The organism is Methylophaga sp. OBS4, from assembly GCF_026319305.1.
Classification (GTDB): Bacteria; Pseudomonadota; Gammaproteobacteria; order Nitrosococcales; family Methylophagaceae; genus Methylophaga.
Map to the genome: position 1 here is coordinate 54,812 of NZ_JAPDMV010000012.1, position 18,359 is coordinate 73,170.

Sequence of the window (18,359 nt, forward strand, 5' to 3'; positions counted from 1 at the left end):
CCTGATATACGAAAGGCTGACAATTTTACCAAAGCATAATATTCTATCAATGAATATTATTAACTATCGTTATAACTTAAAGATATATAGCTATGAAAATACAACAACTGAAATATGTTCGGGAGATTGCAAGACGTGGCTTAAGTATCTCTGCTGCCGCCAACGCCTTGCATGCCTCGCAGCCGGGTGTCAGCAATCAGGTCCACCAGCTTGAGGAAGAACTGGGCCTGCAGATTTTCGAACGTCACGGCAAACGCCTGACAGCGATTACACCGGTGGGCGAATCCGTGATCGCCATGGCCGAGCGGGTTTTACAGGATGTGGATAATATCCGTCAGCTGGCAGCGGACAGCCGTAGTGATCAGACCGGCACCTTATCCATCGGCACCACGCACACCCAGGCTCGTTATGCGTTACCCAATGCCATCAAAACCTTTTCTGAACATTATCCCAACGTGCATTTGAACATGGTTCAAGGAACACCACCGGAAGTGGCTGAAATGGCCGCGACCAGCAAAGTCGATATTGCCATTGCGACAGAGGGACTGTCGCAGTTCGAATCGCTGGCGATTCTGCCCTGTTACCAATGGAACCGCTGTATCGTGGTGCCGCCGGGACATCCTTTACTCTTAGCTGGCAAACTGAGTCTGGAAGCCATTGCCGAATATCCGATTCTGACTTATGTCATGGGCTTCACCGGCCGCGCTCAGCAGGATCAGTCTTTCACAGAGCGGGGCTTGCATCCCAATGTGGTGTTTACCGCTACCGATGCTGATGTGATTAAAACCTATGTCGCACTGGAACTCGGTATCGGCATTATTGCCAGCATGGCGTTTGACCCGGACAAAGATGCGCCGCTGCAAGCCATTGATGCCAGCCATCTATTCAAACCGAGCACGACGCATATGGGCATTCGCAAAGGCAGTTATCTGCGGGGTTATATGTATGCGTTTATCGAGTTCTTCGCCGGTCATCTGGACAAACAAACCGTAAAAGCAGCGATTGAACTATAGGATTTATTCACATTGTTCGCAGCAAGAAAAGCTGCTAGTTTTATCCGCGCTGTCAAACCAGCGATAACAACAAAATAACTGAAATATTAGGATAATCTATGAAGCATTTAATCAAAGGGCTGATCTTGAGCCTGTTTCTGTTGCCGAGTCTGGCGTTTTCTCATGGTGCTCCGCGACTGCAAGTGGAAGAAAGTATTACCATCAATGCCGAGCCGGCTGCTGTCTGGAGCGCTGTCAAAGATTTCGACAGCCTGCACAAATGGCTGCCGCCCATTAAAGCAACCGAAGCTCAAGGCGGTAACGAAAAAGGCGCAACCCGCGTACTGACGCTGGAAAGCGGCGCAACCATTACCGAAGAGCTGAAAAAGTTTGAAGAAGATAAAATGAGCTTCATGTATCAAATCACCGAAATGAGCACAGTCGGCGAAGTCACCGACGATCACGGTGATAGCCATGCCATCCCGGCTGTTCCGGTCAGCAAATACAAAGCCTGGATCACGGTTGAAGCGGCAGGCGGCGGCGCCAAAGTCACCTGGCTGGGTAAATTCTTCCGTGCCTATCAAGGCAAGCATCATCCGCCAAAAGAGTTGGATGATAATACCGCCAAGACCGCCATCAGCGGCATTTATAAAGCCGGTCTGGAAAACCTGAAATCGCAGCTCGAAAAATAAGCCGGGCCGATCCCATCAAAAGGCGCTTTCGGGCGCCTTTTTTATTACCCGGACTGCAATATAATGTCCGCTTTTTACAAACCAGAAATCAGCTATGTCTATTAACGATGCTATCTCACACTCATGTGACTTACTGCAACAGCTCTCCACTCACCCGCAGATCCGCGACCATGCCGATCTGCAAACCATCATCAGTCAACTTGCCAGTGAATTGGGACAAATTCAATCACAGGCCGGAACGGAGTCGGCCCCGGCTTCGAATGTGGCCCAACTCGACACTCAATCGGGCTGTTATCAATTTGAAAATAGTTCCGGCTATTTCTGCCCCAAGTGTTACGAACAGCACAACCAGCGTGTCGCCACCCAACGCCTGAATAAAAAATTGCGCGTCTGTCCAACTTGCCACGCCAGTATCCGGCCTTTGTCCTGAGTCGATTTAGAAGCTGGCATATAGTTCAACGATTGCAGTACCATATTCGTTACGAATTCATGGCTGGTCTGAACGGCCACTATTTCAACCAGAACCCATTTCAAACACCAACGCTGCCAAACAAGCAGCACTTTTGAGATAGGTTCGTAAGCCTCGGGGTGGCGTAATGCCTGAGATAACACCCGATGAACCTGATCCAGACAACACTGGCGTAGGGACTGGCTGAGACACCTTTAGTTTTTTGGCTTTTGTGTGCTGCTTAACCTTTCTTTCCTCCGCCGAAAGAAGGTTAATATGAAATATTCCACGATTACATTGGCGATTACAGCCGCTATTTTCACTCCGGCATTGCAAGCTGAAGACACAACACCAGCCGAACTGCCGGCCATGGTAGTGAGCGCCGACTTCCGCCCCGGCGAAGCGCAGGACACCCCTGTGAGCCTGACCACATTTGATGATGAAATCATTGAATCGCGGGGTGCCCAGCATGTCGAAGATGTGCTCAACCTGGCACCCAACGTCAACATTTCCAGCGGTGCTTCCCGGGGGCAGTATTTCCAGATCCGCGGTATCGGTGAACGCAGCCAGTTTGCCGCGCCGTTGAACCCATCGGTGGGGCTAGTCATCGACGGCATTGATTTCAGCCGTACCGGCGGTGCCGCCACCTTGTTTGACATCGAGCAAGTCGAAGTGCTGCGCGGTCCGCAAGGCACGCTCTACGGCACCAATGGCCTGGCCGGCACCATCAACCTGCGCAGCAAACAGGCCAGCGAAGAGTTCGATATGCATTTCGAATCCACATTGGCAACTTACAACACCCGCGCTGTCGGTGTCGCCGTCGGCGGCCCTTTGATTGAAAACAGCCTGCTGGGGCGTATTGCCGTCCATACTCATCAATCAGATGGTTATATGGATAACGATTTTCTGGGCAGGGATAATACCCATAACCGGGATGAAATCACCGCCCGCGGCCATCTGAAATGGCTGGTCAATCATGATCTGACCGTCGACTTGAACCTGCTGCATCTTAATATCGATAACGGCTATGATGCATTCACCCTGGACAACAGCCGCAACAGCCTGGCCGACGATCCCGGCGAAGACAGCCAGCACACCAACGCCTTTGCCCTGAAAGCCGACTGGCGCGCCAGCGACAAGGTGCAGCTGCAATCGACCGTGACTTACGCCAAATCCGATATTGTCTACAGCTATGATGCCGACTGGGGTTTTGCCGGTCAGTTCGACCCGGCTTTGTTCCCGTATATTGGTTTTGAAGAGTTCAAACGCAACCGTGAAAACTACTCGCTGGAACTGCGCGTCCTGTCCAACGAAAACGGCCGTATCTTCAATAACTCCACCGACTGGACGGTCGGCTTTTATCATCTCGATCAAAGCGAAAAGTTTCAGCAGGATTCCGACTTCGGCATCTTCGGCGCCACCTTTGTCAGGGGCGATTATGACACGCAAAATACAGCCGGTTTCGGCCAGCTCGATACCCACCTGACCGACAAGCTGACCTTGATCACCGGCTTACGGCTGGAATATTTCGATGCTGCCTATCGCGACTCCAACAACCTGAAAGTCGATCCTGACGAATGGCTGTTCGGCGGTAAACTCGGCCTAAATTATCAGGTCACGGACGATCATCTGGCCTTCACCACCTTGTCGCGCGGTTACAAATCCGGCGGCGTTAACAACGATGCCCGCCTGGCCCCGGGGCAGCGTGAGTTTGATACCGAATATCTGTGGAATCTGGAAGCGGGACTCAAATCCAGCTGGCTGAACGGCGACCTCATCACCAATATCGTCGCCTTCTATGCGCTGAGAAAAGATGCCCAGGTCAAAAGCTCGATTGATATCGGCCCGCAGTTTATCGACTTCATCGATAATGCCGCCAAAGGCAAAAATATCGGTATCGAGGCTGATATGGACTGGCTGCTCAATAATGAATGGCGCATGTTTGCCGCTGTCGGACTGCTGCATGCGACATTTGACGAGTTCGACAATCCCGATCTGGAAGCTGAAGGCGTGGACTTAAGCGGCCGCCGCCAAGCCCATGCGCCGGCCTATAACTTCAACTTGGGCGCGGAATATTACTTTGCGCCGAACTGGACTTTGCGCGCCAATATGGAAGGCAAGGATGAGTTCTATTTCTCCAACAGCCATAATGCCAAGTCGCATTCCTATGTGTTATATAACGCCAGCCTGGAATATCGTCAAAAAGACTGGAAATTCACCCTGTGGGGGCGCAATCTGTTTGACAAGAACTATTACACACGCGGTTTCTTTTTCGGCAATGACCCGTCTTTGGGTTATGCCGAGCGTACCTATGTGCAATTCGGCGATCCGCGTGTAATCGGTTTGACTGTTAGTTACGATTATTAGGAGATTGGGCACCGTTCGCCCTGAGCTCTGAGCCTGACGAAGAGTCGAAGGGCGCAACTCAAACTTACGCTGGCTCCCGCAGAGCATAGGAGCCAGTCCGGAAAGATGAACCCGCTCAAACGGCCTCAGAAAAGGAGAAGTCATCATGCGTATTTCCGTTGATATCAGCTTATATCCGTTGACCGAAAACTATGCCGAGCTGATTCTGGCGTTTATCGACAAGCTGGAAAACAACCCGAAACTACAAGTATTGCGTAATAACCTCAGTACCCAGATTTTCGGTGAATACCGCGATGTGATGGATGCCATAGACAGCGAAGTTGAATTGGTGTTCAAAGAACTGCCGCATAGCGCTTTTGTGTTCAAAATGATCGGCACCGACCGCTACGAAGTTGAAGAGTGATCCCCTTACTCTGCGCCATAGCGGGTTGGCAATGGGCAGAGTGAATCCCAATATTAAAGATATCTGTTGGGGTTCGTTCCTCAACCCAACAAATTATCCGTTCATACTGAAACACAACAAATTATCCGTTCATACTGAGCTTGTCGAAGTATAAGCAAATAAATTAAGTAACCTGAGCTGCGTATAAGAAATAATGCTCCAAGCAAAGGACTCACCGTAAATCAGAAACGTTGTCCTGCCGACCACCAATTGCTCCTGCATTGGTGGCATACCGTCCATCCTTGGACATAACCACCAATTGCTCCTGCATTGGTGGCATACCGTCCATCCTTGGACATAACCGCAGCGGAGGCATCTTTTGTTGTACATAAAAAGTGGCGTGTCGTTTCTCCTTCTTTCCTTAATGCGCAGATCAGGTTAAATGCCCTTCGACTACTCCTCTTCGCCAAGCTCAGCGTCGCGCTCAGGGCGAACGGTTTAGACTATGTTCCGAACATAAGCTTCTTCACAGGATATTGAATGACCGATAAACCACAAATTCAAGCCATGCTCGACGGCCTGCAATCCCTGTCTGGCTGGGAAGTTACCGCCGCTATCCTGGGCATTGGCTATATATTGTTCGCCGCCCGCGAATCACAATGGTGCTGGCCGCTGGCATTTATCAGCACGCTCATCTACACCGTCTTGTTTTGGGAAGGCCAGTTGCCGATGCAAGCGCTGCTTAACTTCTACTATATGGGCATGGCGATTTACGGCTTTATGCTGTGGCGACATCATAAACATGCCGAAGATGACTTGCCTATCCATAGCTGGCCGCTGCGATACCATCTTATTTTTCTTGTCATCGGCACAGTGCTGACCCTCCTGGTCGGTTATTACCTGCAACATATTCATGCCTCACAACGACCCTACCTCGATGCCGGCGTCACGGTATTTTCGGTGCTCAACACCTGGATGATGGCACGCAAAGTCCTGCAAAACTGGCTGTATTGGATCATTATCGATGCGGCCGCGATAGTGCTTTATCTGCAAACCGGTTTTTATGCCACCGTGATGCTGTTCTCGCTTTATACCGTGCTGGCCACAGCCGGCTTTATCAACTGGATCAGACTGTATCGCCAACAGCCGAATTATCAGCTACGATAAGCTTTTAAACCAGAAGTGGGCACTCACGGATGCACGCCAACACTTTGAAAACCGTCTGGGGTTATTTCAAAAGCAAGCTAAACCTGCCGAAAAAGAGTCAGTCGCTTTCGGATATCTACAACTATCTGCCGATCACCGATACACTGGCGACATCAGGCCAGCCCACTGCAGAGCAATTCGCTTTGATTAAACAAGCCGGCTACCAAGTCGTGATCAACCTGGCACCCAGTCAAGCCAACAATGCCATTGCAAACGAAGATGCCGTGGTAGCGAAAATGGGGCTCGACTACATCCATATTCCGGTCGATTTCAAGAACCCGACACAGGAAGACTTCAACACCTTTGCCACAAATATGCAGCAATTATCTAACCGCAAGATCTGGATACACTGCGCGGCCAATATGCGTGTATCAGCATTCATCTATAAATACCGTCATGATGTGCTGGGTGAAGATGAAACCAAGCCTAGTAAAGATCTACATAAAATCTGGCAGCCTTATGGCGTATGGAAAGATTTTTTATCACCCACAGGTTGGAATAAAGAATGAATCCCAACATTTTTATTGGAAGTAACGGCTGACTTAAAGGGGAAAGGACTGAATAATGGAAACCGAAAAATAAGACGCTAAAGGCAACCCCATCATAGTCGGTCAAAAAGCAAGAATATTCGTTATCCCGGATTGGCTCACTCATGACCTTCCAAATGATGAAGTTACCCAGTTAAAAAAGTGTGAAGATACGGTTATGAAAGTGACAGAAATTGACCGTTACGGGTAGGTACGTCTGGTTTGGTTATTGTGATGAAGGCCAGTGGTTTTGTCTTAAGCCTGAAGAAATTGAAATGATATGAACCATAGAATCTCAGCATGAACTGTTCATGCTGAGATTCTTGAGTTAAAACTTAACCGGCGCCTGCATCCATTTATCAATACCGATCTCGCCCAGCACGTTCATCATAAACAGCAGTAAACGGTAACTAAGGCGTTGGTTGGATAGGTCAGGTAAATCCAGATAACGTTGGTAAATATCACTAAAAAGTTGCGCCTGCTGTTCATCGAGCAGGTATTCCAACAATACCAATTCCATTTCACGCGGGCCGATGACAAAAGCATCCAGATCCACCAGCGCGGTGATTTTGCCCTGCCGGTGCAGAAACTGGTCCCAACGCAGGTCGGGCATGATCAGGGAGAAGGTTTGCGGCTGGACTTGTTCGATTTGGGCGATAGCCAGTCCCAGCCACGGTTCGCCAATGCCTTGGCGGTGAGCGAGATTGACCAGGGTTTTTAGCAGTTTTTCCGGCCATAGGTCGGCGTGAAAAGCCGCACGTCTTACTTTGCCCCAGTGATTGAAGTCCTGCTGATGCAGTTTGCCGACATGACGGGCTAGTTGTTCGATTATCTTGTCCGAGACGTGCGCCTCATCGAGCATCTCTCCGTGAAGATAGCGGCTGAGGATAAAGGCCGGGCTGGTTTCGGTGCTGGCCGAGCAGGCCACGACTTCGGGCAATTCGAAGTCGATATGCCTGTCGAGTTCGTTTCGAATCGAAGCGAAACGTCCCAAATCGTCAGGCAGATAAACATCAAACAACTGATTTAACACCAGCCAAATCGGCGATTCATCCACATTTTCCTGTAGGCAAATCTTCAGCATCAACTCTCCGATCTCTGTTTCACAGTGCCAGAGCTGATGAGTGCTGTCTTCATACATGGCCGGCAGCGGCTCGGCATGATACAGCTCAGGCAGCGGCTGTGTTGAGGAGAGTTGCTTAAATGGGTTTGTTGATTCCTTGCTACCACTCTTTTTTGATATGGGTTTTACCAAGGTAATAATTCACCGTTGCTATGCCAGAATGAACCGGTATTATCGAGGTTGAGTTCTTCCATCCGGGCAATCAGACCGGCTGCCGATTCGTCCGGGTCGATCAGGCCACCATGACCGGTCATATCGGTACGCACCCAGCCGGGATGCAAAATGGCGACAGCAATGCCGCGTGGTTTCAAATCGATGGACAGCGATTTACCGGCTGCATTCACAGCAGCTTTTGACATCCGATAAGCATAACTGCCGCCCGAGTCGTTATCTTCAATAGAACCCATACGGCTGGTAATAATGCCGACCTTGCTGCCATCGTGCAGATTAGGCAACAAAGCTTGCGTCGTCAGCAAAGGGCCGAGGCTGTTGACTTCATACAGACGTTTAAACTCGGTAACCGCGGCATCATCAATATCGCCAAGACCTATGCCGCCAGCGATACCGGCGTTATTGATCAGCCAGTCTATTTGTCTGCCGTTCAGTTTGTCGGCCAGCACCGCCAGACTTTTCGGTTTGCTGACTTCTACGTCTTCAATGATTTCCACATTCAGATCTTTCAAATCGGATGAGGCGCGGCGACAGGTTGCAATCACATGTATGCCTTTTGCTGACAACTGGCGGCAGAGTTCCAGGCCAATCCCCCGGCTGCTGCCGGTTACTAAAGCTGTTTGAGTCATAAATTTCTCCCTAAACTGATGGTTTCAATCTCAGCATTTTTGATGTAGTTGGCGACAGGATAACGCCTGCCTCAGTCACAATCGCATCGATGAGTTCCGCCGGGGTCACATCGAATGCAGGATTGGACACATTCACGTCATTAGGTGCAACCGGCTCTTCATTGACATGGGTCACCTCTTTTGCGTCGCGTTGTTCAATCGGTATTGCACTGCCATCAGGAAAGTCCCAATCAATGGTGGTAGTCGGCGCAGCCACCATCATTTTAACGCCGTGATATTTCGCCAGCACCGCCAAAGCATAAGTACCGATTTTGTTTGCAACATCGCCATTGGCTGCGATCCGGTCGGCACCGACGATGACCCAGTCCAGTTTGCCGGAAGCCATCAATGCCGCGGCGGCAGAATCAGCCTGCAAGATCATCGGAATACCTTCCTGCATTAACTCCCAGGCGGTAAGACGGCTGCCCTGCAGCCAGGGGCGGGTTTCATTCACATAAACATGGTCAATTTTGCCGTCAAGATAGGCCTGTCTTATCACACCCAGCGCGGTGCCGAATCCCGCTGTCGCCAATGCGCCGGCATTACAGTGAGTCAAAACAACGCTGTCTTTATTCAAAAGCTCTGCACCCAGCCGCCCCATGGCCTGATTGGCTGCGATATCCTGCTGGTGCAGCTTAATGGCTTCTTCCAGCAAGACCGGTTCGGGTGATTGATCGTCGGGCAAATCTCTGTACACATCGCGCATATGTTCAATCGCCCAGAACAGATTGACCGCGGTGGGCCGCGCATTTTCCAGTTTTGCCAAAGGCGCTGTCATCGCCTGTTTCCAGGTCACGCCAGCCACACTCCAGGCCTGACGACCAGCCAGCACCACACCATAAGCCGCAGTAACACCGATGGCCGGTGCACCACGCACCACCATCAGCTGAATCGCTTCCGCGACTTCAGTGGGATGGTCATAATCCAGCCACACCTGCATATGCGGTAACTGCCTTTGATCCAGCAAATGCAAGCGATTATCACGCCAGATAATCGGTTCAATTGCCTCTTGTACGCTTGCCAAAGGATGCTCCTGTGAGAATGAAACTGAGAAAAACCATCACATACAACAGATTGATCATGTCTACAGAGTAGGTTTTTCCGTGTTGCCAACGGTATAATCAGCTGCATGCAAACTGTCGATCTGATTATAAATGCGCGCTGGCTGGTGCCTGTCACCACGTTGCAGCCAGTTCTGGAAAACCATGCTGTTGTTATCAAGGATAGTCGTATTGTAACGCTTCTACCCCAGGATGATGCAAAACAACAATACACCGCCCATACCGTTCACGATCTGAATCAGCACTGTCTGATACCGGGACTGATTAACAATCATACGCACACGGCTATGTCTTTATTCCGGGGCCTGGCTGACGATCTGCCTTTGATGAGCTGGCTTAATGATCATATCTGGCCCGCCGAAAAACAATTTGTCAGTGACAGTTTTGTCGAAGCAGGCAGCGCACTGGCGATTGCAGAAATGATTCGCAGCGGCACCACCTGCTTTAGTGATATGTACTTTTTTCCGGAAGCGACCGCCCGCGTGGTTGATCGCAGCGGTATCCGTGCCAGCCTGGGCATGGTGGTAATTGAATTCCCCTCCAACTGGGCCGCCAATGTCGATGAATATCTGCACAAAGGCCAGCAGCTTCACGATCATTATCGCCATCACCCGCTTATCAGTACCAGTTATGCGCCGCATGCGCCCTACACGGTGGCCGACAAAACGCTGGAATCCATTATCGTCAATGCCGAAGAAATGGATTTGCCGATACATATGCATATCCACGAAACCGCCGGTGAAGTCTCACAAAGTATTGAAGAATTCGGCATGCGGCCACTGCAGCGGCTGAAACAAATCGGCTTATTGTCACCGCGCCTGATTGCAGCGCATATGACGCAATTAAATGCAGAGGAAATGGACTGGTGCACCGAAGCAGGTGTTCACATCGCACATTGTCCCGAGTCCAACCTGAAACTCGCCAGTGGCTTTTGTCCGGTCGCCGAACTGGACAAACGCGGCGTCAATATCACTATCGGCACTGATGGCGCAGCCTCCAATAATGATCTGGATATGTTTGCCGAAATGCGCCAGACAGCTTTGCTGGCTAAAGCAGTCGGACAGGATCCCAGTGCCATTCCCGCCCATACCGCGCTGGCAATGGCGACTATCAATGCCGCAAAGTCTCTGGGCATCGATCAGCACACCGGCTCGATTGAAGCAGGCAAAGCCGCTGATCTGGTTGCTATTGATATGTCGAGTCTGGAAACTCAACCCTGCTTTGATGTGGTATCACAACTGGTTTATGCCGCCAGTCGTGATAAAGTAAGCGATGTCTGGGTGGCGGGTAAACAACTGCTGAAAAATCGTCAACTCACCACTCTGGATGAGCAGAAAATCATTGCTGACACGCAGCAATGGGCTGCAAAAATAGGACCATTTCACACATGACCGAACACAGCAATGTCGACCCGGCTGAGGTCGCCAAATTTGAAGCATTAGCCTCTAGTTGGTGGGATCTGGAAGGTCAGTCCAAGCCGCTGCATGATATCAACCCGCTACGGCTGGGCTATATTGCCGAACGCTGCCAGCTTAAGGACGCTGACGTTATTGATATAGGCTGCGGTGGCGGTATTTTATCTGAAGCACTCGCCGAAAGTGGCGCTCGGGTAACAGGCGTCGATATGGGCGACATGCCGCTCGACATCGCCAAGCTGCATGCCATGGAAGCCGGTCTGGAGATCCACTACCAGCAAAGTACCGCGGAAGCGATGGCGGCCAAGCACCCTGAGCAATTCGATGCCGTAACCTGCATGGAAATGCTGGAACATGTGCCCGATCCGGTTGCCATCGTCAAAGCCTGCGCCGAATTGGTCAAACCGGGCGGTGATGTATTCCTGTCCACACTCAACCGTCACCCCAAAGCTTATCTGCTGGCTGTGCTCGGGGCCGAATATGTGTTGAACATGCTGCCCAAGGGCACGCATGACTACAAACGTTTTATCCGTCCTTCCGAATTAGCAGGTTGGTGCCGTCAGGCCGGTTTGAAAGTGGAAAATATCAGGGGGCTCAGTTACAACCCGCTGACCCGTACCTACAGTCTGGGCAAAGACGTCAAAGTGAACTATCTGGTTCACTGCCGCCGGGTATAAATATGGCGCAATTTGAAGTGGTATTTTTTGATCTGGATGGCACATTAGTCGATACCGCTCCGGATCTGGCCTATGCGCTTAACAAAGTATTAGCAGAAGAAGGCAAAGCACAATTGCCTTATGAGCAAATCCGTCCCGTTGCCAGTCATGGTAGTGCCGGTCTGCTCGGTCTCGGCTTTGGCATTACCCCGCAAATGGATAGTTTCAAACCTTTACAGCAACGTTTTATCAGTATTTATCAGGATAACCTGTCGCGGCAGTCTGCTTTATTTGAGGGCATGGACACTATTATCCAATCCCTCGACAATCAAGGTACGCGCTGGGGAGTGATTACTAACAAACCGGCGTTTCTGACCGAGCCGTTAATGCAGGATCTCAAGCTCCATCAACGGGCAGCCTGTATTGTCAGCGGCGATACCACCCCAAAAAGCAAACCGGATCCGGAGCCGTTACTACATGCCTGTATGCTGACCGATGCCGATCCCAGCCAGTGTTTGTATATCGGTGATGCCCAACGCGATATTGAAGCGGGCAGAAATGCCCATATGCATACTATCATCGCTCGGTATGGTTATCTCAGTAATGAGGATAACCCGGAAAGCTGGCAGGCAGATGCCATCATTAATCATCCCCGCGAGCTTGCCCAATGGTTATAGAATCTTTCGGCCTGTTAATTCTGCTATTGCTTGCCGCGGCATTAGCAGGCGCAGCCGCTACTTACCTGCTGCGTGAAAAAAAAGTCCGTGAGCTGGAAAAAACCAATAACGAACTCAGCCTGACTTTGCAGCTGGAACAAAAGAATCGTGGTCAGCTTGACGATATGCTCAAGCAAACCCGTGAGCAGCTGGCTAACACGTTCAACCAGCTTTCCAATGAGGCTCTGGCTCGTAATAACAACAGTTTTCTTAAACTGGCAGAAGAAAACCTCAAACGTTTCCAGAGTGAGGCTAAAGCAGATCTGGGCAGTCGTGAAAAAGCCATTGAACAACTGGTCAAACCGATTAACGAAGCACTGCAACAAACCAGCAAACAGATCCACGACATCGAAAAAGAACGCAAAGAAAGCTACGGCAGCTTGCGTAGCACCATCGATCAGATGACCAAAAGCCAACAGCAGCTGCAACTGGAAACCCAGAATCTGGTGCAGGCCCTGCGCCGTCCCGAAGTACGGGGACAATGGGGTGAAATGACCCTGCGCCGTCTGGCTGAACTCAGCGGCATGGTCGCTCACTGCGACTTTTTTGAGCAAACCCACACTCAAACTGAAACCGGCTCAATCCGTCCTGATATGATTGTGCGCCTGCCGGAAAACCGCGAGATCATCGTTGATGCCAAAACGCCTTTGGATGCCTATCTGTCAGCCATCCAGGCCAAAGATGATGCCACTCGTCAGCGAGAAATGAAACGCCATGCACAAATCATTCGTGGCCGCGCGCGTGAACTCTCCAATAAAAACTACTGGGCCGAATATACCCAGTCGCCCGAATTCGTCGTCTTGTTTATTCCCGGTGAACAATTCCTGTCAGCGGCACTGGAAGTTGACCCCAACCTGCTGGAAGACAGTATGAGCCAGAACATTATTCTGGCCACCCCGACCAATTTTATCGCCCTGCTCCGCGCAGTCTCTTATGGCTGGAAACAGCAGGCATTGGCCGAAAACGCAATGGAAATCCGCGATTTAGGTGAAACTTTGTACAACCGGCTCGCCACCTTCAGCGGTCATCTGGATAAACTGGGCAAAAGTCTTAACAGCAGTGTCGATCACTACAACAAATCGGTCGGGTCGCTGGAACGCCAGGTGATGCCAAGCGGCCGTAAGTTTGTGGAAATGGGCATTCGTGCCAAGAAAGAAATGAGTGAACTGCAACCCATAGAAAAACAGGTGCGCGAGGTTCAGGACCAAAGTGACAACAACGGATAAACAACTCGGTAACGCTTACAATTTCTGTCAGCAGCTCGCCAAAAACCATTACGAAAACTTTCCGGTCGCCTCTCTGTTGCTTCCCAAAAATCTGCGCCGGCCTATCAGCGTTATTTATGCTTTCGCCCGTACGGCCGATGATTTTGCCGATGAAGGCAGTGAACCGGAAGCCGTTCGGTTGCAACAGCTTGATGGCTTCAGCCAGGCACTCAGACAAATTGAACAGGGTGACTACCACGGCGATGACCCCATCTTTATTGCATTAAAAGATGTGATCGACAAACACCAACTACCTATCAGTCTGTTTGAAGATTTGCTTAGCGCTTTTAAACAGGATGTTGTCAAATCCCGTTATGCCAATTTTGCTGAGGTGTTGGATTACTGCCGCTTTTCGGCCAATCCGGTCGGCCGGCTTCTGCTTTATCTGGATGGCAATCCCTCTGAACTGCAATTAAAACAGTCCGATGCCATCTGCAGCGCCCTGCAACTGATTAACTTCTATCAGGACATCGTGCAGGACTATACCGAACAGGATCGTATCTATATTCCCCAGGATGAGCTGACAGCAGCCGGTCTTAAAGAAGCCGATTTGGTACGGCCCGACACCGGCAAGATCGCATCGCTGATTCACAGTCTGTATCAACGTGCTCAGGATTTGATGGCCGCAGGTTATCCGCTTGGTGCCACCATTCCGGGACGATTGGGCTGGGAGATCCGGGCCATGACACTGGGCGGCATTACCACCTTGAAGCTTCTAAACCAACAGCAGGATAAACACTTATTAACCCGGCCAAGATTAAAAAAAGGCCAGTTATTAAAGATTATGCTGGTCAGTGGCTGTAAAAGTTTGTATCAGAAAGAAGCCGGAAAATTAGTCGCGGCTTAGTTCTGCACAAGATCCCGATAAGCGTACCAGGTAGCGTGCCCCAGTAACGGGTAGATCACAATCATACCCAGCAGAAAAGTGGCAAAGCCAATGGCAATCAACACAACGATAAACCCTGCCCAAATCAGTACCGTCAGTACATTGGCAGCGGCCACACGAATGCTGAGAAACATTGAGTCCAGCGCCGTGACCTGACTATCGATAATGGCTGGAATAGAAACTACAGACAGGACAAAAACGATACAGGCCAATATGCCACCCACTACCATATAGAGCAGCATCTGCAGCGGCGTCACAATTTCAAGAAAACCACCCCATACGGTTTTATCAAGTGCAGGGGCAATATTGCCGACTGTGGCAAATAGCACTAAACCTGAGACAAGAAACCAAACGACGCTAAACCCCAACAAAGTAGCAGCAAACCTCACCAGTGCCGTTTTGTTACGACTCAACGCTTCGAGTGAATTATCAAAATTTGCCGATTCCCCACGCTCCCGTCGGCGCGACAACTCACATAACCCTGATGCCATTATCGGTCCCACCAACAAAGATCCCGAAATTGCGGCCGCCATCAGATAGATATGAGTACTTGCAATTAACAATACAACCAGCGCCAGTCCTGTCACGATCAATCCATACGCGATGCTGGCTCCAGGGTGATACAACAAATCCTGCCAGCCTTTGCGGATCCAGGACAATGGCTGCGATAACGCCACACTGCGTATCATGAACTGGGTATGGACCTCATTACTAACATCACTTTTTGCACTCATCGACATCTCCCTGGTTAACAACCAATCGGCACGCTTTTGCCCTGCGTCGGTTTCTCATACACTGCCCCGCAATCAGTGCCGGTTCTTATTTTTATGATTTGTCCTATCAACGCATCTAAATAAGTGCCTATGATCTTAAATTACTCGTTCGCCCGGCTAAGATCAAACGCAATCTTTACCTGGATATTCCGAGCATATTGCATTTAAAGCAGATAAGCGCATTATTAACTTATTAGAGTATTAAGTACGCCATTTTCTGATGACTCTAATCTAGTAAGCAGGCATGTTCTGACATAAAAATTCTGGAGGATATTGCTATGCAGTTACCTTTACAAATCACATTTCGTCAGATGGAACCGTCCGAAGCGCTTGAAACCAAAATACGTGAAAGGATGGAAGAACTGGAGCAATTCTACAATCAGATCATGAGTTGCAATGTGGTAGTTGAAATGAGCCATAAGCATCATCATCAAGGAAACCTGTTTCAGGTCCGCATAGATCTAAGAGTACCGCGTAAAGAGTTGGTTGTCAGTCGGGGACCGGATTTGAATCATGCGCATGAAAATCCCTATGTTGCCGTGCGTGATGCCTTCGATGCGATGAAGCGGCAACTCGAGGCCCATTCAAGAATACAGCGTCGCGAGGTAAAAATGCACGAAGCACCGCCACATGGAAAAATCAGCGTGCTTTTCCCGAAGGAAGATTATGGCCGTATTACCTGCGCTGACGGCCGCGATATTTATTTTCATCGCAATAGTGTTGTTGGTGCGGACTTTGATGGGCTTGAAACTGGAATGGAGGTCCGATTTGCCGATGAAATGGGTGAGGCCGGGCCTCAGGCCAGTTCTGTTCGACTCATTGGCAAGCACCACATTGTTGAATAGACTTTCCCCCTCAAAAAGATGAGGTTTATGAATGTTGGCGAAACCTTTGCTTGAAACAGTGATCGTCGAACAGGATCGTTCAGCATTAAAAACGAGCTGCGTAAAAACTGATTTCAATGGCAATTCATAAGCTGACCATACCCTATTGGGAGCACTTCCGGCATGAGGCTGATATTGGTGTCCGTGGCGTCGCAGCCAATAAGGCGGAAGCCTTTGCCCAGGTGGCTATGGCAATGACAGCCGTGATTACTGATCTTGATTCGGTTTTGCCCCAAAATGTGGTTGAAATTGATTGTGAGACACCGGATGAAGAACTGTTACTGGTGGAGTGGCTCAATACCCTCATCTATGAAATGGCCACCCGTAGAATGCTGTTCAGTCGCTTTGACGTCGTGCTAAAAGACGGACAGCTTCATGCCAGGGCTTATGGCGAAACGCTAGAGGTGAGCAGACATCACCCTGCCGTTGAAGTAAAAGGTGCCACGTATACAGAACTGGCCCTATACCAGCTTGCTGATAATAATTGGGTTGCCCAGTGCGTGGTTGATGTGTGAAGCAACACAAAAAGGAGATTACAGCATATGGACATCTCTAACCTTATCAAACGTACAGATTATGAGTGGGAAATCCCGCTTCATGGCAAGATGCGGGTTCCAGCCATCATTTATGCCGACGAAGCCCTGATACAGGAGATGGATGCCAAGGTATTTGAACAAGCTGTTAATGTGGCCTGCCTGCCCGGTATTGTCAAAGCCGCTTATACCATGCCCGACGCACATTGGGGCTATGGTTTTCCCATCGGCGGGGTTGCTGCGTTTGACGCTGATGAAGGTGGTGTAGTTTCTGCCGGTGGCGTTGGTTTTGATATCTCTTGCGGAGTGCGTACTTTACATACAGGATTGACGCTAAATGATATTGAACGAGTCAAAACACCATTGGCCGATCGTCTTTATCAACACATTCCTGCCGGCGTCGGCAGTACTGGCCGCCTCCATCTCAAGCCAAACGAAATAAATAAAATGTTGATCGGCGGCGCAAAGTGGGCCGTGGAAGAAGGCCATGGCTGGCAGGAAGATCTGGAACGCATCGAGGAAAATGGTTGTATGGCTGGAGCCAGGCCAGAAGCCGTGTCAGACAAAGCCCGCAAAAGACAACAAGATGAAATGGGCACATTAGGTTCGGGTAATCACTATCTGGAAGTACAACATGTCGCCGAAGTTTTTGACCAAGTCATCGCAGACTGCTTTGGCATCCGGCAGGGAGATATCGTCATTAGCATTCACTGCGGTTCAAGAGGGCTGGGCCACCAGATCGGTACGGAATTTCTTAAAGAAATGGTAACTACAGCTCCGCAATACGGTATCCAGTTACCTGACCGTGAACTGGCTTGTACCCCAATCAACTCCACGACCGGTCAGCGATACCTAGGCGCCATGCGTGCCGCTATCAACTGTGCATTAGCCAACCGTCAGATCTTGACTCATCTGACCCGTCAGATTTTCTCGCATATTCTGCCGGAGGCCAGACTCACGCTGTTATACGATGTATCGCATAACACTTGTAAGGTTGAGCAGCATCCGATTAATGGCGACAAACGCAACCTGTACGTTCATCGAAAAGGCGCGACCCGAGCTTTCGGCCCTGGACATATGGATATTCCTGCCGCATTTCGAAATGCAGGCCAACCCGTATTGATCGGCGGCTCCATGGGAACCGGTTCCTATATCCTTGCAGGTAGTGAAAGCAATGAAAAACTGGCATTCTGTTCCGCTTGCCATGGTGCAGGCAGAGCAATGAGCAGACATGCGGCAACCAAGCGCTGGCGTGGCCGGGAAATCGTAGACCAGTTGGCCTCGCGCGGTATTATCATCCGCAGCCCGAGTATGCGTGGTGTGGCTGAAGAAGCACCGGAAGCTTATAAGGACGTCAGAGCGGTTGTCGACGCTGCTGAATATGCAGGTCTCGCCAACAAGGTTGCCAGACTGGCTCCATTGGTTTGTATCAAAGGATAGTAATCTTAGAGAGGCCAGGTTGTAAATTTAAAGCCTGACAGTTATTTACATGGATGTAATGTATGCCGATAACGCAGGAGGCAGTAATCGGTGACCTACTTTATCAGCCACATCCCTGTGGCTGAACTTCAAATAAAAAAACACCCAGACGTCT

At 50.1% G+C, this 18,359-nt stretch carries 19 protein-coding genes and 1 riboswitch; of the genes, 15 read left to right on the forward strand and 4 right to left on the reverse strand.

Translation table 11 applies throughout. The annotated features are described in order from the left end of the window. The first annotated feature begins 92 nt into the window (after positions 1 to 92). The 7 genes from cysB to OMP95_RS05365 all read left to right on the forward strand — a co-directional run bounded on the left by cysB (position 93) and on the right by OMP95_RS05365 (position 6,596). The gene (gene cysB, locus OMP95_RS05335; RefSeq protein ID WP_266326707.1) at positions 93 to 1,013 is read left to right on the forward strand and encodes an HTH-type transcriptional regulator CysB; all 921 of its coding nucleotides are present in this window, start codon (positions 93 to 95) and stop codon (positions 1,011 to 1,013) included. Between the two features lie 98 nt (positions 1,014 to 1,111). Continuing rightward, positions 1,112 to 1,684 carry an SRPBCC family protein gene (locus OMP95_RS05340; protein ID WP_266326709.1) on the forward strand — a complete coding sequence of 191 codons (573 nt, stop codon included), beginning with the start codon at positions 1,112 to 1,114 and terminating at the stop codon, positions 1,682 to 1,684. 94 nt (positions 1,685 to 1,778) lie between these two features. Continuing rightward, on the forward strand, positions 1,779 to 2,114 hold the full coding sequence (locus OMP95_RS05345) for a hypothetical protein (RefSeq protein ID WP_266326711.1): 336 nt from the start codon (positions 1,779 to 1,781) through the stop codon (positions 2,112 to 2,114). Between the two features lie 144 nt (positions 2,115 to 2,258). After that, positions 2,259 to 2,350: riboswitch (TPP riboswitch) on the forward strand. Between the two features lie 58 nt (positions 2,351 to 2,408). After that, positions 2,409 to 4,499 carry a TonB-dependent receptor gene (locus OMP95_RS05350; protein WP_266326713.1) on the forward strand — a complete coding sequence of 697 codons (2,091 nt, stop codon included), beginning with the start codon at positions 2,409 to 2,411 and terminating at the stop codon, positions 4,497 to 4,499. Positions 4,500 to 4,644: 145 nt separating this feature from the next. Beyond that, a complete protein-coding gene (locus tag OMP95_RS05355; RefSeq protein WP_266326715.1) occupies positions 4,645 to 4,902 on the forward strand; it encodes a YkoF family thiamine/hydroxymethylpyrimidine-binding protein in 258 nt (85 codons plus the stop codon). A 519-nt stretch (positions 4,903 to 5,421) separates the two neighbouring features. Then, complete coding sequence (gene pnuC, locus OMP95_RS05360) at positions 5,422 to 6,048, forward strand: nicotinamide riboside transporter PnuC (protein WP_266326717.1); 627 nt, start codon at positions 5,422 to 5,424, stop codon at positions 6,046 to 6,048. A 29-nt stretch (positions 6,049 to 6,077) separates the two neighbouring features. Next, positions 6,078 to 6,596, forward strand: a complete 519-nt coding sequence (locus OMP95_RS05365) for a protein tyrosine phosphatase family protein (RefSeq protein ID WP_266326719.1) — start codon at positions 6,078 to 6,080, stop codon at positions 6,594 to 6,596. 346 nt (positions 6,597 to 6,942) lie between these two features. Here OMP95_RS05365 and OMP95_RS05370 read toward each other — a convergent pair whose 3' ends face one another. From OMP95_RS05370 to mtnA, 3 genes are all read right to left on the reverse strand, one after another. After that, positions 6,943 to 7,698, reverse strand: coding sequence for a phosphotransferase (locus OMP95_RS05370; RefSeq protein WP_266326721.1), 756 nt, complete (start codon positions 7,696 to 7,698; stop codon positions 6,943 to 6,945). 164 nt (positions 7,699 to 7,862) lie between these two features. After that, positions 7,863 to 8,537, reverse strand: a complete 675-nt coding sequence (locus OMP95_RS05375) for an SDR family oxidoreductase (RefSeq protein WP_266326723.1) — start codon at positions 8,535 to 8,537, stop codon at positions 7,863 to 7,865. Between the two features lie 10 nt (positions 8,538 to 8,547). Beyond that, on the reverse strand, positions 8,548 to 9,600 hold the full coding sequence (gene mtnA / locus OMP95_RS05380; RefSeq protein WP_266326725.1) for an S-methyl-5-thioribose-1-phosphate isomerase: 1,053 nt from the start codon (positions 9,598 to 9,600) through the stop codon (positions 8,548 to 8,550). Positions 9,601 to 9,705: 105 nt separating this feature from the next. Here mtnA and OMP95_RS05385 point away from each other — a divergent pair, with 105 nt between their 5' ends. The 5 genes from OMP95_RS05385 to hpnC are packed head-to-tail and all read left to right on the forward strand — an operon-like array spanning position 9,706 to position 14,536. After that, a complete protein-coding gene (locus OMP95_RS05385) occupies positions 9,706 to 11,028 on the forward strand; it encodes a TRZ/ATZ family hydrolase (protein ID WP_266326728.1) in 1,323 nt (440 codons plus the stop codon). Then, positions 11,025 to 11,729, forward strand: a complete 705-nt coding sequence (ubiG, locus tag OMP95_RS05390; RefSeq protein WP_266326730.1) for a bifunctional 2-polyprenyl-6-hydroxyphenol methylase/3-demethylubiquinol 3-O-methyltransferase UbiG — start codon at positions 11,025 to 11,027, stop codon at positions 11,727 to 11,729. Before OMP95_RS05385 ends, ubiG begins: the two co-directional genes overlap by 4 nt. Before the next feature lie 2 nt (positions 11,730 to 11,731). Further along, the gene (locus OMP95_RS05395) at positions 11,732 to 12,385 is read left to right on the forward strand and encodes an HAD-IA family hydrolase (protein WP_266326733.1); all 654 of its coding nucleotides are present in this window, start codon (positions 11,732 to 11,734) and stop codon (positions 12,383 to 12,385) included. Beyond that, the gene (locus OMP95_RS05400) at positions 12,376 to 13,650 is read left to right on the forward strand and encodes a DNA recombination protein RmuC (RefSeq protein ID WP_266326735.1); all 1,275 of its coding nucleotides are present in this window, start codon (positions 12,376 to 12,378) and stop codon (positions 13,648 to 13,650) included. The genes OMP95_RS05395 and OMP95_RS05400 overlap by 10 nt, the downstream gene beginning before the upstream one ends. Then, positions 13,634 to 14,536: a squalene synthase HpnC gene (gene hpnC / locus OMP95_RS05405; protein ID WP_266326737.1), complete on the forward strand. Its 903-nt coding sequence runs from the start codon at positions 13,634 to 13,636 to the stop codon at positions 14,534 to 14,536. Before OMP95_RS05400 ends, hpnC begins: the two co-directional genes overlap by 17 nt. Here the strand turns inward: hpnC and OMP95_RS05410 are convergent. Next, positions 14,533 to 15,309 carry a DUF2189 domain-containing protein gene (locus OMP95_RS05410; protein WP_266326739.1) on the reverse strand — a complete coding sequence of 259 codons (777 nt, stop codon included), beginning with the start codon at positions 15,307 to 15,309 and terminating at the stop codon, positions 14,533 to 14,535. The two genes, hpnC and OMP95_RS05410, sit on opposite strands and share 4 nt — an antisense overlap. Before the next feature lie 317 nt (positions 15,310 to 15,626). Here OMP95_RS05410 and OMP95_RS05415 point away from each other — a divergent pair, with 317 nt between their 5' ends. The 3 genes from OMP95_RS05415 to OMP95_RS05425 all read left to right on the forward strand — a co-directional run bounded on the left by OMP95_RS05415 (position 15,627) and on the right by OMP95_RS05425 (position 18,205). Next, entirely contained in the window at positions 15,627 to 16,193 is a 567-nt protein-coding gene (locus OMP95_RS05415; protein ID WP_266326741.1) for an HPF/RaiA family ribosome-associated protein, read from the forward strand. A gap of 116 nt (positions 16,194 to 16,309) precedes the next feature. Continuing rightward, a complete protein-coding gene (locus OMP95_RS05420) occupies positions 16,310 to 16,747 on the forward strand; it encodes an archease (RefSeq protein WP_266326743.1) in 438 nt (145 codons plus the stop codon). A 27-nt stretch (positions 16,748 to 16,774) separates the two neighbouring features. Continuing rightward, positions 16,775 to 18,205 (forward strand): RtcB family protein, encoded by a 1,431-nt coding sequence (locus OMP95_RS05425; RefSeq protein WP_266326745.1) that lies wholly within the window; start codon positions 16,775 to 16,777, stop codon positions 18,203 to 18,205. The last annotated feature ends 154 nt before the right edge of the window (positions 18,206 to 18,359 follow it).

Coding starts and splice junctions, on each gene's coding strand:
- OMP95_RS05425 (WP_266326745.1), top strand. CDS start 16,775: ATGGACATCTCTAACCTTATCAAACGTACAGATTATGAGTGGGAAATC.
- OMP95_RS05370 (WP_266326721.1), bottom strand. CDS start 7,698: ATGCTGAAGATTTGCCTACAGGAAAATGTGGATGAATCGCCGATTTGG.
- OMP95_RS05420 (WP_266326743.1), top strand. CDS start 16,310: ATGGCAATTCATAAGCTGACCATACCCTATTGGGAGCACTTCCGGCAT.
- OMP95_RS05350 (WP_266326713.1), top strand. CDS start 2,409: ATGAAATATTCCACGATTACATTGGCGATTACAGCCGCTATTTTCACT.
- ubiG (WP_266326730.1), top strand. CDS start 11,025: ATGACCGAACACAGCAATGTCGACCCGGCTGAGGTCGCCAAATTTGAA.
- cysB (WP_266326707.1), top strand. CDS start 93: ATGAAAATACAACAACTGAAATATGTTCGGGAGATTGCAAGACGTGGC.
- OMP95_RS05385 (WP_266326728.1), top strand. CDS start 9,706: ATGCAAACTGTCGATCTGATTATAAATGCGCGCTGGCTGGTGCCTGTC.
- OMP95_RS05410 (WP_266326739.1), bottom strand. CDS start 15,309: ATGAGTGCAAAAAGTGATGTTAGTAATGAGGTCCATACCCAGTTCATG.
- pnuC (WP_266326717.1), top strand. CDS start 5,422: ATGACCGATAAACCACAAATTCAAGCCATGCTCGACGGCCTGCAATCC.
- OMP95_RS05375 (WP_266326723.1), bottom strand. CDS start 8,537: ATGACTCAAACAGCTTTAGTAACCGGCAGCAGCCGGGGGATTGGCCTG.
- OMP95_RS05400 (WP_266326735.1), top strand. CDS start 12,376: ATGGTTATAGAATCTTTCGGCCTGTTAATTCTGCTATTGCTTGCCGCG.
- OMP95_RS05365 (WP_266326719.1), top strand. CDS start 6,078: ATGCACGCCAACACTTTGAAAACCGTCTGGGGTTATTTCAAAAGCAAG.
- OMP95_RS05355 (WP_266326715.1), top strand. CDS start 4,645: ATGCGTATTTCCGTTGATATCAGCTTATATCCGTTGACCGAAAACTAT.
- OMP95_RS05395 (WP_266326733.1), top strand. CDS start 11,732: ATGGCGCAATTTGAAGTGGTATTTTTTGATCTGGATGGCACATTAGTC.
- OMP95_RS05415 (WP_266326741.1), top strand. CDS start 15,627: ATGCAGTTACCTTTACAAATCACATTTCGTCAGATGGAACCGTCCGAA.
- OMP95_RS05340 (WP_266326709.1), top strand. CDS start 1,112: ATGAAGCATTTAATCAAAGGGCTGATCTTGAGCCTGTTTCTGTTGCCG.
- OMP95_RS05345 (WP_266326711.1), top strand. CDS start 1,779: ATGTCTATTAACGATGCTATCTCACACTCATGTGACTTACTGCAACAG.